At 71.8% G+C, this 12,493-nt stretch carries 14 protein-coding genes and 5 tRNA genes; 14 read left to right on the top strand and 5 right to left on the bottom strand.

The features are described from left to right. Positions 1-296 precede the first annotated feature (296 nt). From SCWH03_RS08380 to SCWH03_RS08355, 6 genes are all read left to right on the top strand, one after another. A complete protein-coding gene (locus SCWH03_RS08380; RefSeq protein ID WP_173263529.1) occupies positions 297-1,019 on the top strand; it encodes an HAD family hydrolase in 723 nt (240 codons plus the stop codon). A gap of 91 nt (positions 1,020-1,110) precedes the next feature. After that, positions 1,111-1,182: transfer RNA gene (locus tag SCWH03_RS08375), tRNA-Gln, on the top strand. A 21-nt stretch (positions 1,183-1,203) separates the two neighbouring features. Then, positions 1,204-1,276 (top strand) — tRNA-Glu (locus SCWH03_RS08370). An 88-nt stretch (positions 1,277-1,364) separates the two neighbouring features. Continuing rightward, positions 1,365-1,440: transfer RNA gene (locus SCWH03_RS08365), tRNA-Glu, on the top strand. Between the two features lie 18 nt (positions 1,441-1,458). Continuing rightward, positions 1,459-1,530, top strand: a tRNA-Gln gene (locus SCWH03_RS08360). 28 nt (positions 1,531-1,558) lie between these two features. Beyond that, positions 1,559-1,631, top strand: a tRNA-Glu gene (locus SCWH03_RS08355). A 68-nt stretch (positions 1,632-1,699) separates the two neighbouring features. On the opposite strand, the gene SCWH03_RS08350 is transcribed toward SCWH03_RS08355, so the two are convergent. Beyond that, positions 1,700-2,338 carry a MerR family transcriptional regulator gene (locus SCWH03_RS08350; protein ID WP_173263528.1) on the bottom strand — a complete coding sequence of 213 codons (639 nt, stop codon included), beginning with the start codon at positions 2,336-2,338 and terminating at the stop codon, positions 1,700-1,702. An 83-nt stretch (positions 2,339-2,421) separates the two neighbouring features. Here SCWH03_RS08350 and SCWH03_RS08345 point away from each other — a divergent pair, with 83 nt between their 5' ends. Next, the gene (locus SCWH03_RS08345) at positions 2,422-2,907 is read left to right on the top strand and encodes a DUF4188 domain-containing protein (protein WP_254076626.1); all 486 of its coding nucleotides are present in this window, start codon (positions 2,422-2,424) and stop codon (positions 2,905-2,907) included. Positions 2,908-3,122: 215 nt separating this feature from the next. Here SCWH03_RS08345 and ndgR read toward each other — a convergent pair whose 3' ends face one another. Continuing rightward, a complete protein-coding gene (ndgR, locus tag SCWH03_RS08340) occupies positions 3,123-3,839 on the bottom strand; it encodes an IclR family transcriptional regulator NdgR (protein ID WP_173263527.1) in 717 nt (238 codons plus the stop codon). Positions 3,840-4,015: 176 nt separating this feature from the next. Here ndgR and leuC point away from each other — a divergent pair, with 176 nt between their 5' ends. From leuC to SCWH03_RS08320, 4 genes are all read left to right on the top strand, one after another. Continuing rightward, positions 4,016-5,449, top strand: a complete 1,434-nt coding sequence (gene leuC, locus SCWH03_RS08335) for a 3-isopropylmalate dehydratase large subunit (protein WP_173263526.1) — start codon at positions 4,016-4,018, stop codon at positions 5,447-5,449. Between the two features lie 5 nt (positions 5,450-5,454). Beyond that, positions 5,455-6,048 (top strand): 3-isopropylmalate dehydratase small subunit, encoded by a 594-nt coding sequence (leuD, locus tag SCWH03_RS08330; protein WP_173263525.1) that lies wholly within the window; start codon positions 5,455-5,457, stop codon positions 6,046-6,048. A gap of 104 nt (positions 6,049-6,152) precedes the next feature. Then, complete coding sequence (locus SCWH03_RS08325) at positions 6,153-6,380, top strand: SCO5555 family protein (protein ID WP_173263524.1); 228 nt, start codon at positions 6,153-6,155, stop codon at positions 6,378-6,380. A 170-nt stretch (positions 6,381-6,550) separates the two neighbouring features. Then, a complete protein-coding gene (locus SCWH03_RS08320) occupies positions 6,551-7,165 on the top strand; it encodes an HU family DNA-binding protein (RefSeq protein WP_173263523.1) in 615 nt (204 codons plus the stop codon). A 114-nt stretch (positions 7,166-7,279) separates the two neighbouring features. Here SCWH03_RS08320 and SCWH03_RS08315 read toward each other — a convergent pair whose 3' ends face one another. Both SCWH03_RS08315 and cofC read right to left on the bottom strand, forming a co-directional pair. Then, positions 7,280-7,483: a hypothetical protein gene (locus SCWH03_RS08315; protein WP_173263522.1), complete on the bottom strand. Its 204-nt coding sequence runs from the start codon at positions 7,481-7,483 to the stop codon at positions 7,280-7,282. A 106-nt stretch (positions 7,484-7,589) separates the two neighbouring features. Beyond that, positions 7,590-8,279, bottom strand: coding sequence for a 2-phospho-L-lactate guanylyltransferase (gene cofC / locus SCWH03_RS08310; protein ID WP_216854723.1), 690 nt, complete (start codon positions 8,277-8,279; stop codon positions 7,590-7,592). Positions 8,280-8,389: 110 nt separating this feature from the next. Between cofC and SCWH03_RS08305 the strand changes: the two genes are divergently transcribed. The 3 genes from SCWH03_RS08305 (at position 8,390) to SCWH03_RS08295 (ending at position 11,758) form a co-directional block, all read left to right on the top strand. Continuing rightward, positions 8,390-9,142: a lysophospholipid acyltransferase family protein gene (locus tag SCWH03_RS08305; protein ID WP_173263520.1), complete on the top strand. Its 753-nt coding sequence runs from the start codon at positions 8,390-8,392 to the stop codon at positions 9,140-9,142. Beyond that, positions 9,139-10,176, top strand: coding sequence for an NAD(P)H-dependent glycerol-3-phosphate dehydrogenase (locus SCWH03_RS08300; protein WP_173263519.1), 1,038 nt, complete (start codon positions 9,139-9,141; stop codon positions 10,174-10,176). Before SCWH03_RS08305 ends, SCWH03_RS08300 begins: the two co-directional genes overlap by 4 nt. Before the next feature lie 409 nt (positions 10,177-10,585). Further along, the gene (locus SCWH03_RS08295) at positions 10,586-11,758 is read left to right on the top strand and encodes a D-alanine--D-alanine ligase family protein (protein ID WP_173263518.1); all 1,173 of its coding nucleotides are present in this window, start codon (positions 10,586-10,588) and stop codon (positions 11,756-11,758) included. A gap of 240 nt (positions 11,759-11,998) precedes the next feature. Here SCWH03_RS08295 and SCWH03_RS08290 read toward each other — a convergent pair whose 3' ends face one another. Then, the gene (locus SCWH03_RS08290) at positions 11,999-12,472 is read right to left on the bottom strand and encodes a DUF3515 domain-containing protein (RefSeq protein WP_173263766.1); all 474 of its coding nucleotides are present in this window, start codon (positions 12,470-12,472) and stop codon (positions 11,999-12,001) included. Positions 12,473-12,493: the final 21 nt, after the last annotated feature.

Below are 12,493 nucleotides of genomic sequence, written 5' to 3'. Positions count from 1 at the left end.
CTCCCGGCGGCAGCCCGGAGCGGGCGCCCCGGCTCCGGCCTGCCGCCGCGCTCCCGCCCGACGGCGACGCGGGCGTGCCTCCGGCCGGGGAACCGGATCCCCGCTCCGCCCGCCGGGCTCTGCGCCTGCTCTCCGGTGCAGCCCGCCCGGCCGTGAAGCCCCGCCGTGCGCCGGCGGGCCGATGCCCGGTGGGAAGCGCCCCGCCCGCCGGGCTCTGCGCCTGCTCTCCGGTGCAGCCCGCCCGGCCGTGAAGCCTCCCCGGCCGTGAAGCCTCTGCGTCGGCGTAGCCTCGGAGCATGCGAATCCGGGCAGTCCTGTGGGACATCGACGACACGATCTTCGACTACACCGGAGCCGACCGCGCGGGCATGGCACGGCACCTCAGGGACGAAGGCCTGGCCGACGCCTACGCGTCCGTCGACCAGGCCCTGGTGCGCTGGAAGGAGCTCACCCGAGTCCACTGGCTGCGCTTCGAGGCCGGCGGGGTGGACTTCGAGGCCCAGCGGCGCGACCGGATCCGGGACTTCCTCGGGATGCCGGCCATGGGCGACGCCCGTGCGGACGAGTGGTTCGCCCGCTACGTCACCCACTACGAGGCCGCCTGGCGGCTGTTCCCCGACGCCGTGCCTGCGCTGGACCGGCTGGCGGACGGCTTCCGGCACGCGGTGCTGTCGAACTCCTCCCTCCGCAACCAGCACCGCAAGCTGACCGTGCTGGGTGTGCGCGACCGCTTCGAGGCGGTCGTCTGCGCCGAGGACCTGGGCGTCGCCAAACCCCGGGCCGCCGCCTTCCACGCCGCGTGCGACGCACTGGGGCTGCCGCCGGAGCAGGTGGCATACGTCGGCGACCACCCGGACATCGATGCCCGGGGAGCCGCGGACGCCGGTCTGACCGGCATCTGGCTGGACCGCGCCGGGGTGGCCGGCCGGCCGGAGCTGACCAGGATCACCGGTCTCGGCGAGCTGCCCGCCCTGGTGCGGGGGGATACCCGTTTTGGAGCGCCGTCCTCCTTCGGGTAATGTTCTTCCTGCGCCGAGGGGATCAGGCCGAAAGGCCGGAACCGGAAGCGCACAACCTGAGCGAAACCCCTTCAGGGGGGTTGAGTTTTGGTGGCCTATGGTGTAATTGGCAGCACGACTGATTCTGGTTCAGTTAGTCTTGGTTCGAGTCCAGGTAGGCCAGCTCGCAGAGCTTATCTGCAAAGCCCCCGTTGTGTAGCGGCCTAGCACGCCGCCCTCTCAAGGCGGTAGCGCCGGTTCGAATCCGGTCGGGGGTACAGATCCTTTCCGCGTGGTCACCAGGGTCGCTCCCAGTGGTCCCGCAGTGAGAAAACATCCGGTTCCGGCCGGATGGGGATCGTCCAGGCCCCCGTTGTGTAGCGGCCTAGCACGCCGCCCTCTCAAGGCGGTAGCGCCGGTTCGAATCCGGTCGGGGGTACCAACTGGTCTCAACCACCAGTGGCCTATGGTGTAATTGGCAGCACGACTGATTCTGGTTCAGTTAGTCTTGGTTCGAGTCCAGGTAGGCCAGCTGATCCCACCTGATGGATCAAGATCTCGCCCCCGTTGTGTAGCGGCCTAGCACGCCGCCCTCTCAAGGCGGTAGCGCCGGTTCGAATCCGGTCGGGGGTACATTGCAGAAGAGGCCCTCCCCGCCGGGAGGGCCTCTTCCGCGATCCGCTCGGCGGGGCCTTCCCCGCTCAGCCGAAGCGCCGGTTCGACTCCTCGGCCTGGGCCAGTCTGCGCAGCCCGAGCAGCACCGGCTCGTAGAGCACCGTCAGGGCCACCGCCGCCTCCACCTGCCCCTCCCCGGGCTCGTACCGTTCCACCAAGTCCAGGTCCGTGACGGCCAGTTCGGCCGCGCTCCGGCCGTACGGCAGCAGCTGTCCGACGTCGCAGGGGTATCCGAGGCGCACCATCGTGGCGATCCCGGAGACCATCATCCGGTAGGCGGGTGACCGGGCGCCCGCCTCCCGCCCGAAGGTCCAGCCCAGCTGCTCCAGCAGATCGTCCGCCGCACGGCGTGCCGTTTCCGCCGCCGGGTCGTCCTCGCCGGACTCCGGGCCGTCCGGGATGGCCCAGACGGCCGCGCCGAGTCGGCTGTGGGGACCGAGGTCGCCGTCGGCGACGGCCGCCAGCACCTCGCGCGCCGTCGCCACCGGCATCCGGCCGACCTGGATCAGCGCACGCACCAGGCGGAGCCGGCGCAGATGCCCCTCGTCGTACTCGGACTGCCTGGCGTTGATCCGCCGGCCCGGTGGCAGCAGCCGCTCACGCAGGTAGTACTTGATCGTCGGTATCGGCACCCCGCTGCGTTCGCTGAGTTCGGCGAGTCTCATACACTTGCGCCCCTTCTTGGATAGTCCTAGTATCCAATCATGGATAGCAGGACTATCCAAGGCGACTTCAAGGGGAAACAGCGATGGGCAGCACTCCGATCAACGGCCGTATGACCGCCGATGCGCAGGGCGACGTGACCGTCTTCCTCATCGGGATGCGTATCAACAGCTACTGTGCGGTGCGGAGTTGGTGGCCGGTGTTCCGGGCCATGTCGCGGATGCTCAAGGAGTTGTCGCGGGACGAGGGCGTCGGGCTGCTCGGTTACCGGCTGCTGCTGGGCGGTCCGCGCCTCCTCGTCGTCGTCCAGTACTGGGACAGCGCGGAGAAGCTCTTCGCCTACGCGGAGGACCCGGGCAAGGGGCACCGCCCGGCCTGGGCGGCGTTCAACAGGCGGATGCGCGAGGGCAGGGGCCGGGTCGGCTTCTGGCACGAGACCTACATCGTGCCGGCGGGCTCGTACGAGAACGTCTACGTGAACATGCCCGCGTACGGCCTGGCGGCGGCGACCGGGGTCGTTCCCGTCGCCCGCCGCGGCGACCGGGCCGCGGACCGGCTGCGTTCCGCGTGATCGCGCGTCTCCCGGACGCGTGCCCGGCGGCGCTGCGGGGTGCGGTCCCTTCGCGTACGGAGGGCGACTCCGCCTGTGCCCGCCGCCTGTGCCCGCCGCCTGTGCCCGCCGACTGGGCTCACCGCCTGCGCGCCCGCCGTGCCCCCGGCGGATGGCGGACGCGCCCGCCGTGGCAGGGGGGCGCCGCCGGGGCGGTGTCCCGGCCGGCGGAGGCGTCAGCCGGAGCGGCGCAGGGCGTCGGAGAGGCGCGCCGCCGCGTCGATCACGGCCTGCGCGTGCATCCGGCCGGGGTGACGGGTGAGGCGCTCGATCGGTCCGGAGACCGAGACGGCGGCGACGACGCGGTGGGAGGGGCCGCGCACCGGCGCCGAGACGGAGGCGACGCCCGGCTCGCGCTCGCCGATCGACTGCGCCCAGCCCCGGCGCCGTACGCCGGACAGCGCCGTCGCCGTGAAGCGGGCCCCCTGCAGGCCCCGGTGCAGCCGCTCCGGCTCCTCCCACGCCATCAGGATCTGGGCCGAGGAGCCCGCCTTCATCGTGAGCGTGGAACCGACGGGTACCGTGTCCCGCAGTCCGGACAGCCGCTCGGCGGCCGCCACGCAGATGCGCATGTCTCCCTGCCGCCGGTAGAGCTGCGCGCTCTCGCCGGTCATGTCGCGCAGATGCGTCAGCACCGGGCCCGCCGTGGCCAGCAGCCGGTCCTCGCCCGCCGCTGCGGCGAGCTCCGCCAGCCGCGGGCCGAGGATGAACCTGCCCTGTATGTCCCTCGCCACCAGCCGGTGGTGCTCCAGAGCCACGGCGAGGCGATGTGCCGTGGGTCGTGCGAGCCCGGTCGCCGCGACCAGCCCGGCGAGGGTGGCCGGACCGGACTCCAGGGCGCTCAGTACCAGAGCTGCCTTGTCGAGAACGCCGACACCGCTAGAGTTGTCCATGCAACGATATTCGCGTCTCACTCTGTGAAACGCAAGTTCACATTCTCCGAGAAGTTGCCACTCTGGAGGTGTGCCCGCACAAGGGCCCGCGCTCTCCGCCCGGCCCGGCGTGCGGACGGAGGTGCAATGGATCTCTAGTTGGTGCCCGGCGACGCTGCCGGGCCGGAGGGAAAGCGATGGGCAGGACACTGGCGGAGAAGGTCTGGGACGACCATGTCGTCCGGCGCGCCGAGGGAGAGCCGGACCTTCTCTTCATCGATCTCCACCTCCTGCACGAGGTGACGAGCCCGCAGGCGTTCGACGGCCTCCGCGAGAACGGCCGACGGGTGCGCAGGCTCGACCTCACCATCGCGACCGAGGACCACAACACCCCGACGCTGGACATCGACAAGCCCATCGCGGACCCGGTGTCCCGGGCCCAGCTGGAGACCCTGCGCAAGAACTGCGCGGAGTTCGGGGTGCGGCTGCACCCGCTGGGCGACGTCGAGCAGGGGGTGGTGCACGTGGTGGGGCCGCAGCTGGGGCTGACCCAGCCGGGTGCCACCGTGGTCTGCGGCGACTCCCACACCTCCACCCACGGAGCCTTCGGCGCGTTGGCGTTCGGTATCGGAACCTCGCAGGTCGAGCATGTCCTGGCCACCCAGACCCTGCCCATGACGCGCCCGAGGACGATGGCGATCACCGTCGAGGGGGAGCTGCCCGACGGAGTCACCGCCAAGGACCTGATCCTGGCCATCATCGCCAGGATCGGCACCGGCGGCGGCCAGGGCTACGTCCTGGAGTACCGCGGCTCCGCCATCGAGAAGCTCTCGATGGAGGCCCGCATGACCATCTGCAACATGTCGATCGAGGCCGGCGCCCGCGCGGGCATGATCGCCCCCGACCAGACCACGTTCGACTACCTGGAGGGGCGCGACCACGCACCCGAGGGCGAGGAGTGGGACGCCGCGGTCGCCTACTGGAGGACCCTGCGCTCCGACGACGACGCCGTCTTCGACGCCGAGGTGTTCATCGACGCCGCCGCCCTGTCCCCCTTCGTCACCTGGGGCACCAACCCCGGCCAGGGCGCACCGCTGTCCGCGAGCGTCCCCGATCCGGCATCGTACGAGGACGCATCGGAGCGCCACGCCGCCGAAAGGGCCCTGGAGTACATGGGGTTGACCGCCGGGCAGCCGCTGCGCGACATCCGGGTCGACACCGTCTTCGTAGGCTCCTGCACCAACGGCCGCATCGAGGACCTGCGTGCCGCGGCGGACGTCCTCGGCGGCCGCAAAGTCGCGGGCGGCGTACGGATGCTGGTCGTCCCCGGCTCGGTGCGCGTCGCGCTGCAGGCCGTCGAGGAAGGCCTGGACAAGGTCTTCAAGCAGGCCGGCGCCGAGTGGCGGCACGCGGGCTGCTCGATGTGCCTGGGCATGAACCCCGACCAGCTCGCCCCCGGGGAGCGCTCGGCCTCCACATCCAACCGCAACTTCGAGGGGCGCCAGGGCAAGGGCGGCCGCACCCACCTGGTCTCGCCGCAGGTCGCCGCCGCCACCGCGGTCCTCGGCCGCCTCGCCTCTCCCGCCGATCTGACCGACGCGTCCGCCACGCCCGCACCAGCCGGAGTCTGACCACCATGGAAGCCTTCACCACCCACAGCGGCCGGGCCGTCCCGCTGCGCCGCAGCAACGTCGACACCGACCAGATCATCCCCGCGCACTGGCTGAAGAAGGTCACCCGCCACGGGTTCGAGGACGGACTGTTCGAGGCCTGGCGCAGGGACGACGACTTCGTCCTCAACCATCGCGAACGGCAGGGCGCGACCGTCCTGGTCGCCGGCCCCGACTTCGGCACCGGCTCCTCCCGGGAGCACGCCGTGTGGGCCCTGCAGAACTACGGCTTCAAGGCCGTGATCTCCTCCCGCTTCGCCGATATCTTCCGCGGCAACTCCCTCAAGAACGGCCTGCTGACCGTGGTCCTCCCGCAGGAGACGGTGGAGCTGCTGTGGGAGCTGACCGAGGCCGACCCCGGCGCCGGCATCACCGTGGACCTGCCCGCCCGGGAGGTCCGGGCCGAGGGTGTCGTCGCCGCCTTCGAGCTCGACGAGCATGCCCGGTGGAGGCTGCTCAACGGACTCGACGACATCAGCCTCACCCTTCAGAACGAAGCGGACATCACCGCGTACGAAACCTCCAGGCACTCCTTCAAGCCCCGCACGATCGAGGTCTGAGCAGCGGTTTCCCGGTACTGCGCCCCTCACCGCCCGGTGGGGGGCGCAGTCGTATGTTGAGGCCCCCCGGGGCGACAACTCGCCCCAGATGGCACAATCGGTGCATGGAACGCGACAGTCAACTCGAGCTCTACGAGGCGGTCGCGGCCCGACTGAAGGAAGCCCACACCAGGGTGCGCGAACTGCATGTTCCACAAGGCGTGCGGATGGCGCTGTCCCGGAAGCTGCTGGCGGTGACGGCCGTGGCGAAGCACGATCTCGCAGACGCTGCAAGGCGCCTGGACCGGTTGATGAAGGACCTCGATGAAGGTCGATTCCCCCGAGGCGACTGACCGCCCGGCGGCCGGGCCGATATGCGGCGCGGTCGCGTGCCGCGACGGTCGACTTCGTTGCGGCACTAGGGTGATTAGCCCGTTTCGTGTTTGATTTGCGGTATATATCTGCCTAACGTGCGAAATAGCTTGAACAGTTTCGTTCCGGCGATGTCTCCGAAGGGGAAGACGTGAACAAGGCGCAGCTCGTAGAAGCGATTGCCGACAAGATGGGCGGTCGACAGCAGGCCGCCGACGCTGTCGACGCGGTCCTCGACGCGATCGTCCGCGCGGTTGTCGGCGGCGACCGGGTTTCGGTCACCGGCTTCGGCTCGTTCGAGAAGGTCGACCGTCCGGCCCGCTACGCCCGCAACCCGCAGACGGGCGAGCGCGTACGGGTCAAGAAGACCTCGGTGCCGCGATTCCGCGCGGGCCAGGGCTTCAAGGACCTGGTGAGCGGCACGAAGAAGCTCCCCAGGGGAGGCGAAGTGTCCGTCAAGAAGGCCCCCAAGGGCAGTCTTCAGATGGGTGCGGCCGCCAAGAAGGCCGCCGCGAAGAAGGCGACGGCCAAGAAGGCGGCCGGCAAGAAGGCCGCGGCGAAGAAGACCACGGCGAAGAAGACCACCGCGGCGGCGAAGAAGACCACCGCCAAGAAGACCACCACGGCGAAGAAGACCACCGCCAAGAAGACCACCACGGCGAAGAAGACCGCCCCCGCCAAGAAGACCACGGCCAAGAAGGCGCCGGCGAAGAAGGCCGGCGCGCGCAAGACCTCCGCCAAGAAGGCCGCCACCCGCAAGAAGTAGGCGGCGCGGCAGTTCGGGGCCACTCATGCGACGGGCCGGACTCCCCCCGGGGGAGCCCGGCCCGCGGCATGTCCTGGATCGCCCGGACCGGCCGGACCGTGTGGGCCCGGCGGTTCACAGCGTCTGCAGGGTCACCAGGGTGATGCGGAGGGCGTCGCCCTCGCCCTCGGTCTCGATACGCACCCGCTGGCCGGGGCGCAGCAGCCGGAGCTCCCCGGCGTCGAACGCCGCGGTGCCGAAGTCCACCGGGGTCCCGTCGTCGAGCAGCACACTCCCGCTGCGGGTCGCCGGGTCGTATGTGTACGCGGTCGCCTGCATGCCTCCGAGCCTATCCGTCGCCGGCGGCGGGCGTGCCGCGGTGTTCCCGGCGCGGTCCTGGCGCGGTCCGCGCAGCCGGGCCCTCCCGGGGGCCGGCGGCCCCCGGTCAGCGGCACCAGGCGGCCGGTGCCGACGCGCACCGGGCGGCGGTGTGCGGACCCACTCCCAGTGCGAGGGCGGCCCGCAGGTCCTCCCCGGTGTCCACGTCGCGGCGCACCGACTCCACCCCGTCCAATTCGATTTCCACGGCCCCCGAGGCCAAATGCCGCTGCCGCGACGGCCCGCCGAATGCGGGACGCAATTCGGTGCCGGGCGCCGCCGAGAGGAATGTCGTGCCAATTCCGGCGGCGTCCGCCAGGAAAGCCCTGGGGAATTGCAGGGCCGAGGCGAGGACCCGCTCCAATTCCTCCGGGCGCAGGGCCGGCAGGTCCGCGTTGAGCGCCCCCACCGCGGCGGCCGGCCGGCGCGCACGCGCCTCGGCGGCCCCGTGGGCCAGTGCCGCGTTGAGTCCCGCGCCCGGCGGGTCCGGGACGGTATGCGCGCCCAGCTCGGCCAGCTCGGCCGCCGCCAGCGGATCGTCGGTGACCACCACCACGTCCCCCACCGCACGGCAGGACAGCGCCCGGGAGACCGTGTCCTGTGCGAAGGCCAGTGCCAACCGCGGACGCAGCGCGCCGCCCGCGGCCTGCGACAGGCGGCTCTTGGCCAGTGCCAGCGGTTTCAGGGGGACGACCAGTGACCAGTGCACGGCCACATTGTCACCCGCCGTCGCGGCGGCCCGGCGGCCCGGTGTCACAGGCGGGGCGTACGGTGTCCTCGACAGACCAGGGGCCTGGGGCGACACTTGGCCCCCAGCAGCCGGGCATCAGCCGGGCGGCAGTCAGGTCCGAAGAGGAAGGTGTCCGAGTGTCCCGCCGCAGAATCGGCTTCTGGTACCGCCTGGCAGCGGTCATCGCGAAACCGCCGCTGGTGGTTCTGTTCAAGCGGGACTGGCGGGGAATGGAGCACATTCCGGCCGACGGCGGATTCATCACCGCGGTCAATCACAACTCCTACCTCGACCCGCTTTCCTACGCGCACTACCAGTACAACACCGGACGCGTCCCGCGCTTCCTGGCGAAGGCCGGACTCTTCGAGAGCTCCTTCGTCGGCATGATGCTCCGCCGGACAGGCCAGATCCCCGTCCTTCGGGAGTCGACGAACGCCCTCGACGCCTTCCGGGCCGCCGTCGAGGCCATCGAGAGCGGCGAATGCGTCGCGTTCTACCCGGAGGGCACGTTGACCCGGGATCCCGGGATGTGGCCGATGGCGGGCAAGACCGGCGCCGCCCGCGTCGCGCTCCTCACCAAGGCCCCGGTCGTTCCCGTCGCCCAGTGGGGCGCCAACCTGGCGATGCCGCCGTACGCCAGGGAGAACAAGCTGCGGCTGTTCCCCCGCAAGACCCTGGTCGTGCAGGCGGGGCCGCCCGTGGACCTGTCCCGCTTCCACGGGATGGAGCCCACCCCCGACGTCCTGCGCGAGGCCACCGAGGCCATCATGGCCGCGATCACGGCGCAGCTGGAGGAGATCCGCGGTGAGCGGGCCCCGGCCATGCCGCACGACCACCGCAGGGCGCGGGCCGATCAGCGGCGCGACGCCGCCGGGGAGGGGACACCGTGACTCGTTCCGCCAAAGCCGCCGTCTTCGGCACGGGCTCCTGGGGCACGGCCTTCTCGATGGTCCTGGCCGACGCCGGCTGCGAGGTGACCCTGTGGGGCCGCCGGGCCGGGCTCGTCGATGCCGTCAACAGCACCCGGACCAACCCCGACTACCTGCCGGGGGTCCGGCTCCCCGAGGCGATCCGGGCCACGACCGACCCCGCCGAGGCGGCCCGGGACGCCGACTTCACCGTCCTCGTCGTCCCCTCCCAGACCCTGCGCGCCAACCTCACGGAGTGGGCGCCGCTGATGGCCCCCGGCACCGTGCTGGTCTCGCTGATGAAAGGGGTCGAACTCGGCACAGCCAAGCGGATGAGCGAGGTCGTCGAGGAGGTGGTCGGCAAGGCATCCGCCGGGGGCACCCCGGACGACGTCAGACGGAGGGTGGCCGTCCTCACCGGGCCCAATCTGGCCAAGGAGATCGCCGCCCGCCAGCCCGCCGCCGCGGTGGTGGCCTGCGCCGACGAGGATGTCGCCCGGCGCCTCCAGTCCGCCTGCATGACCCCGTACTTCCGCGCCTACACCAACACCGACGTCGTCGGCTGCGAACTCGGCGGCGCGGTCAAGAACGTGATCGGCCTGGCCGTCGGCATCGCGGACGGCATGGGTCTCGGCGACAACTCCAAGGCCACCCTCATCACCCGGGGACTGGCCGAGACGACCCGGCTCGGACTCGCCATGGGAGCCGACCCGATGACGTTCTCGGGCCTGGCCGGCCTCGGCGATCTCGTGGCCACCTGCTCATCGCCGCTCTCCAGGAACCACACCTTCGGCACCAACCTCGGCCGCGGGATGACGCTCCAGGAGACCGTCGCCGCGACCAGGCAGACGGCCGAGGGCGTGAAGTCCTGCGAGTCCGTCCTGGACCTGGCCCGCCGGCACGGTGTCGACATGCCGATCACCGAGACGGTCGTCTCGATCGTCCACGAGGGCAAACCGCCGGTCGTGGCGCTCGAGGAGCTGATGTCCCGCAGCGCCAAGCCCGAGCGCCACTGAGCGCCGGATGCCGGCGCCGCCGGTGCCGCGCCGGGCCGGGCCGGGCCGGCCAGGGCGTCGCGACGGCGGCGGGTGTCGCCTGGAGCGGCACGAGGGCGGGCGGCGAAAGCGGCTCCGTGCGCCCGCAGGGCGGGGCCCCGGCATCCGGTGCGTGCGGTCGCCGGGCGGAGGACCGCCCTCGCGGGGACGCGCCCGGATGGCTCCGAGCGCGCAGCACGAGGGCACCTGCCGTGCCCGAAGGGCGACGGGGGAAGTGCGCGCCGGGCGTCGCGGTACGGGGGGACCCGTGTGACACGCCCTGGCGCCAACCCCCCTGCAGCGCCGGGGAAGGCGGCCGGATCACGCTCTTCCGTTCGCCTGCCGCGCGCCCCTTCGACCCGACGGGGGCGCAGGGTACGCTCATCGCGATATGAGCGAGAACCAGTCCCAGAGCACCCGCCCTGCTCCCACCGGCGGTGAGGCGCTCCGCAAGCCGCGCGTCGCGGTCGTCTTCGGCGGCCGAAGCTCCGAGCACGCGATCTCCGTCGTGACGGCCGGCGCCGTGATGCGTGCCATCGACCGCACCAAGTACGAGGTCCTGCCCATCGGCATCACCGCGGACGGCCGCTGGGCGCTCACCGCCGACGAACCCGACCGGATGACCATCGACGACCGGCGGCTGCCGTCCGTCGCCGACCTCGCCGAGTCGGCCGAGGGCGGCGTGGTCCTCTCCGTCGACCCCGCCAACCGCGAGGTCTTCTACAGCGAGCCGGGCTGCGTCCCCAAGGCCCTCGGCGAGGTCGACGTCGTCTTCCCCGTGCTGCACGGCCCGTACGGCGAGGACGGCACGCTCCAGGGCCTGCTCGAACTCGCCGGCGTCCCGTACGTGGGGTCCGGTGTCCTCGCCTCGGCCGTCGGCCAGGACAAGGAGTACATGAAGCGCGTCTTCGCCTCGTTCGGGCTGCCGATCGGCCCCTACACGGTGATCAGGCCCCGTGAGTGGGAGCGGGATCCGGCCGCCGCCCGCAAGAAGGTCGTGGACTTCGCCGGCGAGCACGGCTGGCCGCTGTTCGTGAAGCCCGCCCGCGCCGGTTCCTCGATCGGCATCACCAAGGTCGACGGCCTCGCCGGGCTGGACGAGGCCGTGCAGGAGGCCCGGCGGCACGACCCCAAGGTCATCGTCGAGGCGCAGCTGCGCGGCCGCGAGATCGAGTGCGGGGTGCTGGAGTTCGAGGACGGCCCCCGCGCCAGTGTGCCGGCCGAGATCCCGCCCGTCTCCTCGCACGACTTCTACGACTTCGAGGCCAAGTACATCGACTCGGCCACCGGGCTGGTGCCCGCGCCGCTCACCGAGGAGCAGACCGGCGAGGTACGGCGCCTGGCAGTCGAGGCGTTCGAGGCCGCGTCCTGCGAGGGGCTGGTCCGCGCGGACTTCTTCCTCACCGAGGCAGGCGATTTCGTGATCAACGAGATCAACACCATGCCGGGCTTCACTCCCATCTCCATGTACCCGCGGATGTGGCAGGAGTCCGGGGTCGACTACGCGGAACTCGTCGACCGCCTGGTCCAGGCGTCGCTCCGGCGCTCCACCGGACTGCGCTGAGCCTGCCCTCCTGCTCCCGCCGACCGGGCGCGGCCCGGTGCCGGGGGAGACCCCGTCCGGGGCCCCTGGCCGGGGACCGGCCCGCACCGGGGGTGAAGGCAGCCGTGCCTTCCGGGGCTCCGGAGGGGGAGGGGCGGCCCGTGACGAGGCTGATCCCGCGCCCGGCGACCCACCGCGCCGGACGCCGCTCAGCGCCGCGCGGCTCTGCCGACTGACGGGCAGACCCTGCCCGGGGCGCCACTAGTCAGTGGAGGCGAAGCGGGACGGGACGGTCCTGGCGACCGGTTCCGCCAGTTCCGTCAGCGGTCCCATGTCCGTGAACCGGTCCGAGAGCGTCACCTCGACATACGTCCTGCGGTACGTGGTGGTGAACCTGACACCGTCCTCCAGTTCCTCGGAGAACCAGCCGACGCCGTTCACCTCCACCCCGTCCGCCTGTGTGCTCCCCAGCCCCGCGGGGCGGGGAACGCCGCAGCGCAGTACGATCGCGGCGTCTCCCCACCCGGCGGTCAGCTCGGAGCGCGGCGCGGGATCCCGGCGGCTCTCGCCGGCCACCGCCTGCGGCAACGCCCTGTGCAGCGCCAGGCACAGGGTCTTCTCCTCGGCGGGGGGAGCGGGAACGGCGACCGGTCCGGCGGCGTCCGGGGACGAACAGCCCGCCGCGGCCAGCAGCACGGCGGCGAGGGGCAGGAACGGAAGCCGGCGGTGAGTCATCACCGGCCAAGCGTAGACGGG

The organism is Streptomyces pacificus (genome assembly GCF_011766325.1).
Classification (GTDB): Bacteria; Actinomycetota; Actinomycetes; order Streptomycetales; family Streptomycetaceae; genus Streptomyces; species Streptomyces pacificus.
The sequence above is the reverse complement of the archived record's forward strand: the minus strand, read 5'-3'. Positions and strand labels throughout refer to the sequence as shown.

Excerpts from the sequence above, each read along its gene's own strand:
- SCWH03_RS08380 (WP_173263529.1), top strand. The coding sequence starts at position 297 with ATGCGAATCCGGGCAGTCCTGTGGGACATCGACGACACGATCTTCGAC.
- leuC (WP_173263526.1), top strand. The coding sequence starts at position 4,016 with ATGGGCAGGACACTGGCGGAGAAGGTCTGGGACGACCATGTCGTCCGG.
- SCWH03_RS08295 (WP_173263518.1), top strand. The coding sequence starts at position 10,586 with ATGAGCGAGAACCAGTCCCAGAGCACCCGCCCTGCTCCCACCGGCGGT.
- ndgR (WP_173263527.1), bottom strand. The coding sequence starts at position 3,839 with ATGGACAACTCTAGCGGTGTCGGCGTTCTCGACAAGGCAGCTCTGGTA.
- leuD (WP_173263525.1), top strand. The coding sequence starts at position 5,455 with ATGGAAGCCTTCACCACCCACAGCGGCCGGGCCGTCCCGCTGCGCCGC.
- SCWH03_RS08345 (WP_254076626.1), top strand. The coding sequence starts at position 2,422 with ATGGGCAGCACTCCGATCAACGGCCGTATGACCGCCGATGCGCAGGGC.
- SCWH03_RS08290 (WP_173263766.1), bottom strand. The coding sequence starts at position 12,472 with ATGACTCACCGCCGGCTTCCGTTCCTGCCCCTCGCCGCCGTGCTGCTG.
- SCWH03_RS08325 (WP_173263524.1), top strand. The coding sequence starts at position 6,153 with ATGGAACGCGACAGTCAACTCGAGCTCTACGAGGCGGTCGCGGCCCGA.
- SCWH03_RS08315 (WP_173263522.1), bottom strand. The coding sequence starts at position 7,483 with ATGCAGGCGACCGCGTACACATACGACCCGGCGACCCGCAGCGGGAGT.
- SCWH03_RS08350 (WP_173263528.1), bottom strand. The coding sequence starts at position 2,338 with ATGAGACTCGCCGAACTCAGCGAACGCAGCGGGGTGCCGATACCGACG.